Genomic DNA, 12,459 nt, shown 5'->3' with positions numbered 1-12,459 from the left:
GCGCAACCCCGCGCCCACCCCGCTGCCGCATCATCAGACGCCATGCGGCAGCGGAAGGAGCGGGTCGGTGCAAGGTGAGAACAAGCTGACAAGGCGCCGGAGCGTGGCGGGTCTGGTCGCCGACGCGAGCGGCGGCCCGCTGCGGCGCACCATGGGGCTGAGCCAGCTCACGCTGCTCAGCGTGGGCGCCACCCTCGGCACCGGGATCTTCGTGGTGCTGGGCGAGGCGGTGCCCGAGGCCGGTCCCGCGGTGGTGGTCTCGTTCGTGCTCGCCGGGCTCACCGCGCTGTTCTCGGCGCTCTCGTATGCCGAGCTGGCGGGCATGATCCCGGGCGCCGGATCCTCGTACAGCTACGCGTACGCCACCCTCGGCGAGCTGGTGGCCTGGGTCTGCGGCTGGTGTCTGATCCTGGAGTACGGCGTGTCGGTGGCCGCGGTCGCGGTCGGCTGGGGGCAGTACGTCAACGAACTGCTCCAGCTCACCATCGGCTGGACGCTGCCCGATTCCCTCGCCGCGCCGCCGGGGGAGGGCGGGGTGCTGAACGTGCCCGCCGCCGTGATCGTCCTCCTCGCCATGGTGGTGCTGCTGCGCGGGGCGCGGCAGAGCGCGGTCGCCAACGCCGTCATGGTGACGGTGAAGGTCGTCGTGCTGGTGATGTTCTGCGCGGTCGCCTTCACCGCCTTCCACGCCGGGAACTTCCGCCCGCTCTTCCCGCTCGGCACCGCCGGGATGACCGCGGGCGCGGCCTCGCTGTTCTTCTCGTACATCGGCTTCGACGCCGCGTCCACGGCCGGTGAGGAGGCGAAGAACCCGCAGCGCGATCTGCCGCGCGCCATCATCTTCTCGCTCGCCCTCGTCACCGCCCTGTACTGCGCGGTGGCGCTGGCGGCGGTCGGGGCGATGCCCTGGCAGCGGTTCGCGGGCACCGAGGCCACGCTGAGCCAGGTGCTGGTGCGTTCGGTCGGCGGCGGCAACCTGTGGCCCGTGCTGCTGTCCATCGGCGCGGTCATCGCCACCACGAGCGTCGTCCTGACCGTGCAGTACGGCCAGATCCGCATCCTCTTCGCGATGTCCCGCGACGGGCTCATCCCGCCGCTCTTCTCCCGGGTCCACGCGCGGACCGGGGTGCCGCGCGCGGGCACGGTCATCGTCACCCTCTTCGTCACGGTCCTGGCCGCGCTCATTCCGCTCGGCGCCCTCGCGGACGCCACCAGCATCGGCACCCTCTTCGCCTTCGCCCTGGTCAACCTGGCGGTGCTGATCCTGCGGCGGCGCAGCCCGGAGGCGCCCCGCGGCTTCCGGGTGCCCTTCGCGCCGGTGACACCGCTGCTCGGCGTGGCCGCCTGTGTGTACGTCATGTACGGGCTCGGCGCCGACACCTGGATCGCGTTCGGCGCCTGGATGGCGGCGGGGCTCGCGGTGTACGGGCTCTACGGCATCCGCCACTCCGCGCTGGGCCGCGCCGCCACCCCCGAGAAGACCGTTCAGGAGACCACGCCATGACCACCCCCACTCTCGATCTGGCCACCGATGTCGTCGCGCTCACCCGCGCCCTGGTCGACATCCCCTCCGAGAGTGGCGAGGAGGCCGCCCTCGCCGACGCCGTCGAGACCGCGCTGCGCGTTCTGCCGCAGCTGACGGTCGAGCGGATCGGCGACTCGGTGGTGGCCCGCACCGGTCTTGGCCGCGAGCGGCGCGTGATCGTCGCGGGCCATCTGGACACCGTCCCCGCCGCCGGAAACCTGCCCGCCCGCCTCGACGCCGAAGCGCTCCACGGGCTCGGCGCCTGCGACATGAAGGGCGGCGTCGCGGTCGCCCTGCGGCTCGCGGCCACCCTCACCGCGCCGGTCCACGATGTGACCTACGTCTTCTACGCCTGCGAAGAGGTCTCCGGCGACCGCAACGGCCTCGCCCAGATCGCCACCGAGCGCCCCGAACTGCTCCACGCCGACCTCGCGATCCTCATGGAACCCTCCGACGCCGGAGTCGAGGCGGGCTGCCAGGGCATGCTGATGGCCGACATCACCGTGCGCGGCGCCCGCGCGCACACCGCCCGCGCCTGGCAGGGCGTCAACGCCGCCCACCGGGCCGCCGAAGTGCTCAAGCGTCTGGACGACCACACCGCCGAGCGCGTCGCCATCGACGGCCTGGAGTACCGCGAGGGGCTGAGCGCCGTCGCCGTGCGCGCGGGGGTGGCCGAGAACGTCGTCCCCGACAGCTGCGTGATCACCGTCAATCTGCGCTTCGCGCCCAGCCGTTCACCCGAGCGGGCCGAGCGTTACGTGCGGGACCTCTTCCCGGAGTACGAGGTGGAGGTCACCGAGGTCACCCCCGGCGCCCTCCCCGGCCTCGACCGCCCCGAAGCCGCCTCGTTCGTGGCCGCGGTGGGCGCGGAGCCCCGCCCCAAGCTGGGCTGGACCGACGTCGCCCGCTTCACCGCGCTCGGCACCCCGGCCCTCAACTACGGCCCGGGCGACCCGTCCCTGGCCCACACCCCGGGCGAGTACGTGCCCCTGGCCCAGCTGCGCGCCTGCGAGACACGGCTCGCGGACTGGCTCGGCGGCCGCTGACCCCAGGGGGCGTCCGCCCCTGCGCCACTACGCCGCTTCGACCCCGCGCAGCCCCGCCAGGGTGCGCAGCTGAAGCCACAGCACCAGCCGCTCGTCCGGGTCGTCCAGGTCGACGCCGAGCTGCGACCGCACCTGGCGGAGCCGGTAGCGGCAGGTGTTGGGGTGCACGGCCAGCAGCTTCGCCGCCCGGGCCATGTCGCAGCCCGCGTCCAGCCAGCACACCAGGGTGCGGGCGTAGTCCGTACCGTGGTCGGCGTCGTACGCCAGCACCTCCCGCCACGCCCCGGCCGCCAGCTCCCGCCGCTCGCCGAGGAGCCCGGCCAGCCGGAACAGGACGGCCCGGGCCCGCACCTCGTGCACCGCCGCGACCGTCTCGTCCGGCCGGAGCACCCGCAGCACCAGATCGGCGTCCTCCCGCGAGCCGGGGATCTCCGCCGGGTCCGGCACCACCTCGCCGAGCCCGGCCCGTACCGGCGCCCGCAGCGCCTGCCCGGCGCGCCGCACGATGTCCTCCGCGAACCGCCGCTGCCGCTCCCCGGCGCGCTCCCCGCTCACGGGTAGCAGCGCGTACACCACCCCGTCGACCAGGACGCACGCCTGCCGCCCGTAGCGGGCCTCGCACTGCAGCCGTACGAGGTCCAGCAGCCGCAGCGCGGCCTGCTCGCCATCCGGCGCGGAGGCCGCCGGATCCAGCGCGAACGCGGCCACCCGCAGCGGGGTGCCCGGGGTGAGGCCCAGGCGCTGGGCGGCGGTGGCCGGTTCGGTGGTGCCGTCCAGCAGGCGGCGCAGCAGATCGCCGGTCAGATGCCGGGACAGCTCGGCCGCCGCCCGCGCCCGCAGCAGAAGCAGCGCGGCGGTGGACGCGCCCTGGGCGAGCTGCGCCTCGGCGTCGGGGGCGAGCGTCCCGTCGTCCACGACCCACAGCGAGCCGAGTGTTTCGCCGCCCGCCCGCACGGCGACGGCCAGCCGTGGCAGCTCGCCCTCGCCGAGGGCGGCGAGCCGGACCGGGCCCGGGGCGGCGAACAGCACCCGGTACTGCTCGGTGTTCTCCGGGCTGTCCGGCACCTGACGGCCGAGGATGCCCTGCCGCCGGGCCTCGTCGACCGGCTGCCCGGCCACGGTCGAGTACGCGAGGACGCTCTGCCGCGGATCCTCGATGACGGTGGCGCCGCCCACCGCCGCCGCCACCGCGCCCGCCAGCGAGAACAGATCGCCGAGCGCGGCCCCGTCGCCCGCCGGGGACGGCCGCGCCCCGATCGCCTGGGCGAGCAGCAGATGGACGTGGTGCCAGGCGGCGTCCTCGTCCACGGCGAGCAGGGCCGTACCGCACTCCGCCGCCTCGGCGACCGGCCCGGTCGCGCCGCGCACCACCACCCCGGCCATACCGGCGGCGGCCGCCTCCCGCACCAGCGGACCGGCGGCCTCCGCCCGCACCCCGACCGCCAGCAGCAGGGCGCCGGGCGCCCGGGACGGCAGCGGCGCGTGGGCGTCGTACAGCAGCACCTCGGTGACGGGCGCGCCGAGTCCGGCCGGGGCGGGGCTGAGCGGGCGCAGGGTGGGCTCGCCGAGAACGGCGAGGAGGTCCCCGAGGGTGCGGGCGTCCATGGGTGCGGTGGCCTTTCGTCGCGGCCATTGGCCGATCGTCACAGGACCCTAGGCCGTCTTTGTGGGCCTGGACAAGAGACGTCCGGGTCCGGCCCGGGAGACTCGGTGCCATGACACCAGCAGTGACGATGGACGCCGGTGCGCTCGCGTCCGCCGCCGCCCACACCGCCGGGGTCGGCGTCCGCACCGTGGACGATGTGGCCGGTATCCAGGCGGTGGCCGACTTCCTCGCCGACGTATGGCAGCTGCCGCACACCAATCCGCCCTATCCCAGCGAGGTGCTGCACAGCCTCGTGCACGCGGGCGGCGCGGTGCACGCCGCGTACGGGACCGGCGAACGGCTCGCGGGGGCGGCCGTCGCCGTCTTCGGACCGCCCGCCGACCGAAGCGCGTACTCGTTCGTGGCCGCGGCCACCGCCTCCGACCGGGGCGTCGGCTTCGCGATCAAGCAGGCCCAGCGGGCCTGGGCGCTGGAGCGCGGCGCCCGCACCATGCGCTGGACCTTCGACCCGCTGGTGGGCCGCAACGCCCGGTTCAACCTGGTCAAGCTGGGCGCCGTCGGGTCCGAGTACCTGGTCGACCTGTACGGGCCGATGAACGACGGGGTGAACGACGGCGACGAGAGCGACCGGCTCACCGCCGCCTGGGACCTCGACCCCGGTACGGCGCACACCCCCGAGGCCGGGGACGACGAGGCCCGGGCACGCGCCACGGCGGTCCGCCCCGCCCCGGACGGCGGCCCGCTCGCCGTACGGGACGACCGGCGGCTGTGGTGCCGGGTGCCCGAGGACATCGTCGCGCTGCGCGCCGCCGACCCCGCCCTGGCGCTGCGCTGGCGGCACGCCGTACGGGAGGTGTTCACCGACGCGTACGCCGAGGGGCTGCGCGCCACGTCGATGTCCCGCGACGGCTGGTATCTGCTCACTCCGAACCCCCGTGAGGAACCGCGCGCATGAGGCTCGAACGCGTCGAACTGCTCCATGTCGCCATCCCGCTCGTCACCCCTTTCCGCACCTCCTTCGGGACGATGACGGCCAAGGACACCTTCCTGCTGCGCGTCGTCACGGACGAGGCCGAGGGCTGGTCCGAGTTCGCCGCCGACCCGGAGCCGCTGTACTGCTCCGAGTTCGTCGCCGGTGCCGAGACCGTGATCCGCGACTTCCTGCTGCCGCGCGTCGCCGCCCTCCCCGAGCCGACGACGGCGGCCCTCGCCCCCGCCATGGCCGCCGTGAAGGGACACGAACTCGCCAAGGCGGCTTTGGAGACGGCCCTGCTGGACGCCGAACTCCGCGCCTACGGCATGCCCCTCGCCACCTTCCTCGGCTCGGTCCGCGACCGGGTGCCCGCGGGTGTCTCCGTCGGCATCAAGAACTCCCTCCCCGAACTGCTCGACGACGTCGAGGAGTACCTGGAGGAGGGGTACGTCCGCATCAAGCTCAAGATCGAGCCGGGCTGGGACCTGGAGCCGGTGCGCGCCGTACGCGAACGGTTCGGCGACGCCCTGCCCCTGCAGGTCGACGCCAACACCGCGTACACCCTCGCCGACGCCCCCCACCTGCGGAAACTGGACGCCTTCGACCTGCTGCTCATCGAGGAGCCGCTGGCCGAGAACAACCTCCACGCCCACGCCCAGCTACAGCGGCGGATCACCACCCCGGTCTGCCTGGACGAGTCCATCCACACCGCGAGCGACGCCGCCTCCGCGATCGCCATGGACGCCTGCCGGGTCATCAACGTCAAACCGGCCCGGGTCGGCGGCTATACGGAGGCCCGCCGCATCCATGACCTCGCCACCGCCCACGGCGTTCCGGTGTGGTGCGGCGGCATGCTGGAGACCGGTATCGGCCGGGCCCCCAACCTGGCCCTCGCCGCCCTCCCGGGATTCACCCTGCCCGGCGACACCTCGGCGTCCGGGCGGTACTTCGCCGAGGACATCACCGAGCCGTTCGTTTTGGCGGACGGCCATCTGCCGGTGCCCACCACGCCCGGCATCGGCGTCACCCCGCTGCCGGACGCTCTCGCCCGGTTCACCACGGCCACCCGGGTGCTGTACGGCGGGTGAACCGGGTTCTGCCATGATCGACGGCATGGACAGCGCACACGGCGGGGCGGGCAGGACCGACGACGATCAGGGCTATCTGCTGGACAACCGGCAGACCGAGGCGGGCATCCGGTTCGGTGCCCTGGCCGAGCTGTTCGACCCGAGCACCTTCCGCCACGTCGACCGGCTCGGCATCGGACCGGGCATGCGCTGCTGGGAGGTGGGCGCCGGTGGCCCCTCCGTCCCCGAGGGTCTTGCGGAACGGGTCGGGCCTACCGGGCAGGTGATCGCCACCGACATCGACGTGTCCTGGACCCGCACCACGGCCACCGGACCGGACCGGGTGATCGAGGTGCTGCGCCATGACGTGGCCGCCGACCCGCCGCCGCCCGGCCCGTTCGACCTGGTGCACGCCCGCCTCGTCCTGGTGCACGTCCCCGACCGGGCGCAGGCCCTGCGCCGCATGATCGAGGCACTGCGGCCCGGTGGCTGGCTGCTCCTGGAGGACGCCGACCCGGGGCTTCAGCCGCTGCTGTGCCCGGACGAGTCCGGCCCGCAGCAGCGCCTCGCCAACCGGCTGCGCTCCGGTTTCCGCGAGCTGATGGCCCGGCGCGGCGCGGACCTCGCGTACGGGCGCACCCTGCCCCGGCTGCTGCGCGAGGCCGGTCTCGAAGACGTGTGCGCCGACGCGTACTTCCCCGTGGCCTCACCGGCCTGCACGGTCCTGGAGACCGCCACCGTGCGGCAGATCCGCGCCCGGCTGGTGGCCGCGGGCCTGGCCACCGACGAGGAGATCGGCCAGCATCTGGCGAACGTGGCCACCGGGCGCCTCGACCTGGCCACCGCCCCCATGATCTCCGCCTGGGCGCGCCGCCCCTGAACACCCTTATTTGATCCAGCCGAACGACAGCTCCACCGCTCGCTGCCAGTTCTCGTACTCCGCCTGCCGCCGCGCCGGATCCATCGTCGGCATCCACTGCCCGGCCCGGTGCCAGTTCCGGCGCAGCCCCTCCAGGTCCGGCCAGTAGCCCACGGCCAGCCCCGCGGCGTACGCGGCACCCAGTGACACGGTCTCCGAGACCATCGGCCGCACCACCGGCACGTCGAGCACATCGGCCAGGAACTGCATCAGCAGATTGTTGGCCGTCATCCCGCCGTCGACCTTCAGCTCCCGCAGCGGCTCGGGCGAGTCGGCGTTCATGGCGTCCACGACCTCGCGGGTCTGCCAGCCGGTGGCCTCCAGCACCGCGCGGGCGAGATGGCCCTTGGTGATGTACGAGGTGAGGCCGACGATGACGCCGCGCGCGTCGCTGCGCCAGTGCGGGGCGAACAGGCCCGAGAAGGCGGGCACGATGTAGCAGCCGCCGTTGTCCTCGACGCTGCGGGCCAGGGTCTCGATCTCCGGTGCGCTGTGGATCAGGCCCAGCCGGTCGCGGAACCACTGCACCAGCGAGCCGGTGACGGCGATCGGCCCCTCCAGGGCGTAGACGGGCGGCTCGTCGCCGACCTTGTAGCCGACGGTGGTGAGCAGCCCGTGCCGGGAGCGGACCAGGTTGGTGCCGGTGTTGAGCAGCAGGAAGCTGCCGGTGCCGTACGTGCACTTGGCCTCGCCGGGCGCGAAGCAGGTCTGCCCGAACAGCGCCGCCTGCTGGTCACCGAGGGCGGCGCCGATCCGTACGCCCGGCAGCACCTCCCGCGCCACGCCGTAGCCCTCGGCGGAGGGGCGGATCTCGGGCAGCATCGCCCAGGGTATCCCGAAGTACGACAGCAGCTCGTCGTCCCAGGTGAGGGTGCGGATGTTCATGAGCATGGTGCGGCTGGCGTTGGTGGCGTCGGTGATGTGCAAGCCCCCGGAAGGACCGCCGGTGAGGTTCCAGATCAGCCAGCTCTCCATCGTGCCGAACAGCACCTCGCCGCGCTCCGCCCGCTCCCGCAACCCCTGGACGTGGTCGAACAGCCAGCGGATGCGGGGCGCGGAGAAGTAGGTGGCGGGGGAGAGCCCGCAGCGGTCCAGGAAGAAGTCGTCGCCGGTAGCGCGCCGCAGCTCCTGGACGAGCGCGTCGGTGCGGGTGTCCTGCCAGATGATCGCGTTGCCCACGGGATGGCCCGTATCGCGCTCCCACACCACCGTGGTCTCGCGCTGATTGGCGATGCCGATGGCCGCGATCTGCTCGGGCCCGGCGTCCGCGTCGCGCAGCGCCCGGGGCACCACACGCCGCAGATTGGACCAGATCTCGGCGGGGTCGTGCTCCACCCAGCCGGGCTTGGCGTAGTGCTGCCGGTGCTCGCGCTGGGCGACGGAGGCCAGCCGCCCCTGGTGGTCGAAGAGGATGCACCGGGTGGACATGGTGCCCTGGTCGATGGACATCACATAGCGTTCAACCATGGCCTTACCTGCCTTCAGGCGGGTACGAGCACGAGCGGGGCATGGCGGGTCACCAGCGGGCCGCGCCGAGGTCGCGGGAGATGGCCCGTGCGGCGTCCCGGGTCAGGCCGACCAGCGACGGCTGGGGCCCGCCCTTGCTGTCGCAGACGCGCTCCACGGTGCCGGACACCCCGACGGCGCCCACGACCAGGCCGCCCTGGCCGCGGATCGGCGCCGCGATGTCCGCCTCACCCATGACGGTTTCCTGGACCGCGGCCGCCCACCCGGCCTCCCGGATCTCGCCCAGCGCCTGGTTCAGCGCGGCCGGGGAGGCCAGCGTGTGCCGCGTATACGTCTCCGGCTCCGCCTCCAGCACCGGTTCCACCGGCGTCGCCCCGAACGCCAGCAGGACCTTGCCCAGGGCGCTGGCGTGGAGCGGCAGCAGCGAGCCGACGTCCAGGGTCTGGAAGGTGTCGTCGGGCCGGAAGACATGGTGGACGATGAGCACCTTGCCCTCCAGCGGCACCCCGATCCGGACCGCCTCCCCGCTGCGGGCGGCGAGCGCGTCGGCCCAGTTGAGGGAACGGGACCGCAGCTCGTTGATGTCGAGGTAGCTGGTTCCGAGGTGCAGCAGCGCCGCGCCGAGCTGGTATTTGCCGGTGGCCCGGTCCTGTTCGACGAAGTCGACGCTCTGCAGCGTGCGCAGGATTCCGTGCGCGGTGCCCTTCGCCAGACCCAGCGAGGCGGCCACCTCGCCCAGTCCGAGCCGACCGGAACCCTGGGCGAGCAGCCGCAGGATCGCCGCTGCCCGCTCGATGGACTGCACCGGGCCGGCCATGACGTGATCGTAGCTCTTCGGGCATGCGTTCACCCCCGCACGGGAACGTTCGGTAATGCCGACCAGGATTCGTTGACCCCGCCGGTCGTCGCCCATAGCGTCCGTAACAGGACATGAGGAACACGACCGGCGGAGTATCCGGAAGGAGGAGATATGGCGGATCAGCTGACCATGCCGTGGACCGGCGGAGCGTACGTCGATCATCACTTTCCGGTGCCGCATCTCCATGAGGCCGTCGCCGGTGTGCGGCGGCGGGCGCATGCGCTGCTGGCCGACTGGGGGCTGGCCGCCGAGACCCTGGAGGACGCGCTGCTGGTGGTCTCCGAGCTGATCACCAACGCGGTTCTGCACGCCCTGCCCCCGGCCGTTCTGCGGCTGCGCTGGAGCGAGACCAAGGAATGCGGCACCCTGCACATCGCGGTCACCGACGGCGGACCGGCGCCCCGGGGCGCGGACCCGACCGAGGAGGCCGAGCCCGATGAGCACGGGCGCGGGCTGGGCATCGTCACCGCGCTCTCGGCCCGGCACGGCACCGCCCCGGGCCACGGGGGAATCGTCACCCGGTGGGCGGAGCTGCCCGTCGGCTGACCGGCGTGCGGCGGCGGGCCGGTTCATGTGCGCTCGTGCGGGGAGATGGCGAGGACGGCGACGTCGTCGTGGAGCGCGCGGGCGTGGGCCGGGAGATCCGTGTTGAGGAACTCGATGACGTCGATGGGCTCCGGGGGCGGCGCCCCGGCGAACCGCTCGCGCAGCCGCTCCAGGAGGGGGTAGAAGGACCCGGTCACATCGCGGGCCTCGATCAGCCCGTCGGTGCACAGCAGCAGCACATCGCCGCGCAGGAACCGGTGGTGGACGGGGGCCGGGCTCTCCTTCGCCAGCGAGCCCAGGCCCAGTGGCAGGGACGGCGGCCCGCTCAGCGTCATCACCTCGCCCCGGGAGATCAGGACGGGCTCGATATGCCCGTGGTTGATCACCGTCAGCCGGTGCGCGAGCGGGTCGTACTCGATCAGCGCGGCGGTGACGAACAGCTCGTCGTCCGGGATCTCCGCGGCCTCCCGCGCCATCCGGCTCTCCAGCCGGGCACAGACCTGCCCCAGATCCCCCGGTTCGTAGGCGGCCTGGCGGAAGCCGCCGAGCACATCGGCCACGGTACGGACCGCCTGCAGCCCCTTCCCCCGCACATCGCCGATGATGGCCCGCTCACCGGTCCGGGTGGCGCGGATGTCGAAGAGATCACCGCCGATCATGGTCCCGGCCTCGGCGGGACGGTAGAGCCCGGCCGTCAGCACATGGCCGACCTCGTGCGGCAGCGGCCGCAGCAGGGTGCGCATCAGGGCCTCGGTCACCGAGGCCGCGTGCACCAGCTGCTTCTCCTGGCGCTTGCGGTGGGCGGCCAGCGCGGTGCCGAGGGCGCCGACCAGGGCGGTGGAGAGGTACGAGGCGACGTAGTGGCGCTCGAAGAGATAGCCGACGCTGCGGCCCGCGCAGCACGGGGTCCCGGCCAGCACCCCCTCGAAGACCACGGTGAACAGCGTGACCCCGGCGACCCCGGCCGGGCCGAGCGTGAACGCGGCCACCACCGGCAGCGCGATGAGCAGGAAGCTCACCGGCCACTGGACGGGGGTGATGGGCTCGATCGCCAGGATCGCCGCCACATAGAGGACCGGCAGCCAGCGCAGCCAGGCCGGGGGAGCGGGCACGCCCCGCAGCGTGTCCGAGGCCGGTGGCGTCACGCTCCTGGGCGCCTTGGAGCGCACGCTCAGCCCTTGTCCGGCCCGACGCGTATCACGCTGCCCCATCCCAGGTGACGGGGAGCCGGTGCACTCCGTAGACCAGCATGTCGTCGCGCAGCGGCACCTCCTCGGGCGGTACCGCCAGCCGCAGCGTGGGGAACCGCCGGAGCAGCGCCGGATAGCCGGTCCGCATCTCCATCCGGGCCAGGTGCTGGCCCAGGCACTGGTGGACGCCGTGGCCGAAGGCGATGTGCTCGGTGGCGTCACGGGTGACGTCCAGGCCGTCGGGGTCCGGGAACCGGGCGGGATCCCGGTTGGCGGCGGCGATCGAGGCGACCACGGTCTCCCCGGCCCGCACCCGCGCCCCGGCGATCTCCACGTCCTCCCGCGCCACCCGGACCGTGCCGAACTGGACGATGGTCAGATAGCGCAGCAGCTCCTCGACCGCGTCATCCGCCCGCTCGGGACGCTCGCGCACCAGCCGCGCCTGCTCGGGGTGGCTCAGCAGCGCGAAGGTGCCCAGGGCCAGCATGTTCGCCGTCGTCTCATGACCGGCGATGAGCAGCAGCAGCCCCACTCCGGTCAGCTCCGCGTCCGAGAACGACGCCGCCGCGTCCGCGTCGTGGACCAGCCGGGACAGCAGCGCGCCGTCCGGCCGCCGCCGCTTGGCCGCGACGAGGCCCCGCATGTAGTCCCACACCGCGTCCCGGGCCGCGAAGATCTTCTCCTCGTCCTCGTCGATCCGGAACAAGGTGGCCGACCACCCCTGGAAGGCGGCCCGGTCGGCGTACGGGACCCCCAGCAGCTCGCAGATCACCAGGGACGGGATGGGCTGGGCGAACGACCGCACCAGATCGGCCGGGGGTCCGGTGCGCTCCATCGCGTCGAGATGATCCGTGACGATCCCCTCGACGCGCGGCAGCAGCTCCCGCGTCCGCCGAGGCGTGAACCACCGGGAGAGCAGCCGCCGGTAGCGGGTGTGCTCGGGAGGGTCCATGCCGATGAACGAGCCGAGTCGGCGCTCATCGTCCTCCCGCATCGGAAACGCCCGGATCGGCGACGAGGCGCGGACCCGGTCCGAGCTGAACCGGTCGTCCGCGAGCAGATCGCGGACATCGTCGTAACCGGTGAGCAGCCAGCCCGTCTTCCCGTCCGGAAAGGCCAGCCGGGCGGCGCTCCGCCGGGCGCGGAGCGCCCCGTACGCACCGGGCGGGTCGAACGGGCAGCCGCGATGCCGGGGCAAGGAGACCGGGGACGGCCCGGATGAGGTGACGGACACGGATGCGCTCCCTTCCACCAGCCCTTC

General features: G+C 73.4%; 11 protein-coding genes. 6 read left to right on the top strand and 5 right to left on the bottom strand.

Annotation, left to right across the window (positions count from 1 at the left end; all coding sequences use genetic code 11):
- Positions 1-67: 67 nt before the first annotated feature.
- Both ACFV9T_RS18895 and dapE read left to right on the top strand, forming a co-directional pair.
- Complete coding sequence (locus tag ACFV9T_RS18895) at positions 68-1,504, top strand: amino acid permease (RefSeq protein ID WP_385441625.1); 1,437 nt, start codon at positions 68-70, stop codon at positions 1,502-1,504.
- On the top strand, positions 1,501-2,571 hold the full coding sequence (gene dapE / locus ACFV9T_RS18890) for a succinyl-diaminopimelate desuccinylase (protein WP_385441623.1): 1,071 nt from the start codon (positions 1,501-1,503) through the stop codon (positions 2,569-2,571). The genes ACFV9T_RS18895 and dapE overlap by 4 nt, the downstream gene beginning before the upstream one ends.
- Positions 2,572-2,598: 27 nt before the next feature.
- Here dapE and ACFV9T_RS18885 read toward each other — a convergent pair whose 3' ends face one another.
- Positions 2,599-4,176 carry a PucR family transcriptional regulator gene (locus ACFV9T_RS18885; protein WP_385441621.1) on the bottom strand — a complete coding sequence of 526 codons (1,578 nt, stop codon included), beginning with the start codon at positions 4,174-4,176 and terminating at the stop codon, positions 2,599-2,601.
- A gap of 110 nt (positions 4,177-4,286) precedes the next feature.
- Here ACFV9T_RS18885 and ACFV9T_RS18880 point away from each other — a divergent pair, with 110 nt between their 5' ends.
- The 3 genes from ACFV9T_RS18880 to ACFV9T_RS18870 are packed head-to-tail and all read left to right on the top strand — an operon-like array spanning position 4,287 to position 7,097.
- Entirely contained in the window at positions 4,287-5,132 is an 846-nt protein-coding gene (locus ACFV9T_RS18880; RefSeq protein ID WP_385441619.1) for a chorismate synthase, read from the top strand.
- Positions 5,129-6,238, top strand: a complete 1,110-nt coding sequence (menC, locus tag ACFV9T_RS18875) for an o-succinylbenzoate synthase (protein ID WP_385441617.1) — start codon at positions 5,129-5,131, stop codon at positions 6,236-6,238. The genes ACFV9T_RS18880 and menC overlap by 4 nt, the downstream gene beginning before the upstream one ends.
- A gap of 25 nt (positions 6,239-6,263) precedes the next feature.
- Positions 6,264-7,097: a class I SAM-dependent methyltransferase gene (locus ACFV9T_RS18870; RefSeq protein WP_385441614.1), complete on the top strand. Its 834-nt coding sequence runs from the start codon at positions 6,264-6,266 to the stop codon at positions 7,095-7,097.
- Between the two features lie 6 nt (positions 7,098-7,103).
- On the opposite strand, the gene glpK is transcribed toward ACFV9T_RS18870, so the two are convergent.
- On the bottom strand, positions 7,104-8,603 hold the full coding sequence (gene glpK / locus ACFV9T_RS18865) for a glycerol kinase GlpK (RefSeq protein ID WP_385441612.1): 1,500 nt from the start codon (positions 8,601-8,603) through the stop codon (positions 7,104-7,106).
- A 49-nt stretch (positions 8,604-8,652) separates the two neighbouring features.
- A complete protein-coding gene (locus ACFV9T_RS18860) occupies positions 8,653-9,420 on the bottom strand; it encodes an IclR family transcriptional regulator (RefSeq protein WP_385441610.1) in 768 nt (255 codons plus the stop codon).
- A gap of 153 nt (positions 9,421-9,573) precedes the next feature.
- Between ACFV9T_RS18860 and ACFV9T_RS18855 the strand changes: the two genes are divergently transcribed.
- Entirely contained in the window at positions 9,574-10,008 is a 435-nt protein-coding gene (locus ACFV9T_RS18855; RefSeq protein ID WP_385441608.1) for an ATP-binding protein, read from the top strand.
- A gap of 23 nt (positions 10,009-10,031) precedes the next feature.
- On the opposite strand, the gene ACFV9T_RS18850 is transcribed toward ACFV9T_RS18855, so the two are convergent.
- Together ACFV9T_RS18850 and ACFV9T_RS18845 are read right to left on the bottom strand one after the other, a co-directional pair.
- A complete protein-coding gene (locus ACFV9T_RS18850; RefSeq protein WP_385441605.1) occupies positions 10,032-11,153 on the bottom strand; it encodes a PP2C family protein-serine/threonine phosphatase in 1,122 nt (373 codons plus the stop codon).
- Between the two features lie 52 nt (positions 11,154-11,205).
- On the bottom strand, positions 11,206-12,432 hold the full coding sequence (locus tag ACFV9T_RS18845) for a cytochrome P450 (RefSeq protein WP_385441603.1): 1,227 nt from the start codon (positions 12,430-12,432) through the stop codon (positions 11,206-11,208).
- Between the last annotated feature and the right edge of the window lie 27 nt (positions 12,433-12,459).

It is taken from the genome of Streptomyces sp. NPDC059850, assembly GCF_042731515.1.
Lineage (GTDB): Bacteria > Actinomycetota > Actinomycetes > Streptomycetales > Streptomycetaceae > Streptomyces.
The sequence above is the reverse complement of the archived record's forward strand: the minus strand, read 5'-3'. Positions and strand labels throughout refer to the sequence as shown.

Bases quoted from the DNA above. Each gene is read 5' to 3' on its own strand.
- dapE (WP_385441623.1), top strand. From the start codon at position 1,501: ATGACCACCCCCACTCTCGATCTGGCCACCGATGTCGTCGCGCTCACC.
- ACFV9T_RS18885 (WP_385441621.1), bottom strand. From the start codon at position 4,176: ATGGACGCCCGCACCCTCGGGGACCTCCTCGCCGTTCTCGGCGAGCCC.
- ACFV9T_RS18880 (WP_385441619.1), top strand. From the start codon at position 4,287: ATGACACCAGCAGTGACGATGGACGCCGGTGCGCTCGCGTCCGCCGCC.
- menC (WP_385441617.1), top strand. From the start codon at position 5,129: ATGAGGCTCGAACGCGTCGAACTGCTCCATGTCGCCATCCCGCTCGTC.
- ACFV9T_RS18870 (WP_385441614.1), top strand. From the start codon at position 6,264: ATGGACAGCGCACACGGCGGGGCGGGCAGGACCGACGACGATCAGGGC.
- glpK (WP_385441612.1), bottom strand. From the start codon at position 8,603: ATGGTTGAACGCTATGTGATGTCCATCGACCAGGGCACCATGTCCACC.
- ACFV9T_RS18860 (WP_385441610.1), bottom strand. From the start codon at position 9,420: ATGGCCGGCCCGGTGCAGTCCATCGAGCGGGCAGCGGCGATCCTGCGG.
- ACFV9T_RS18855 (WP_385441608.1), top strand. From the start codon at position 9,574: ATGGCGGATCAGCTGACCATGCCGTGGACCGGCGGAGCGTACGTCGAT.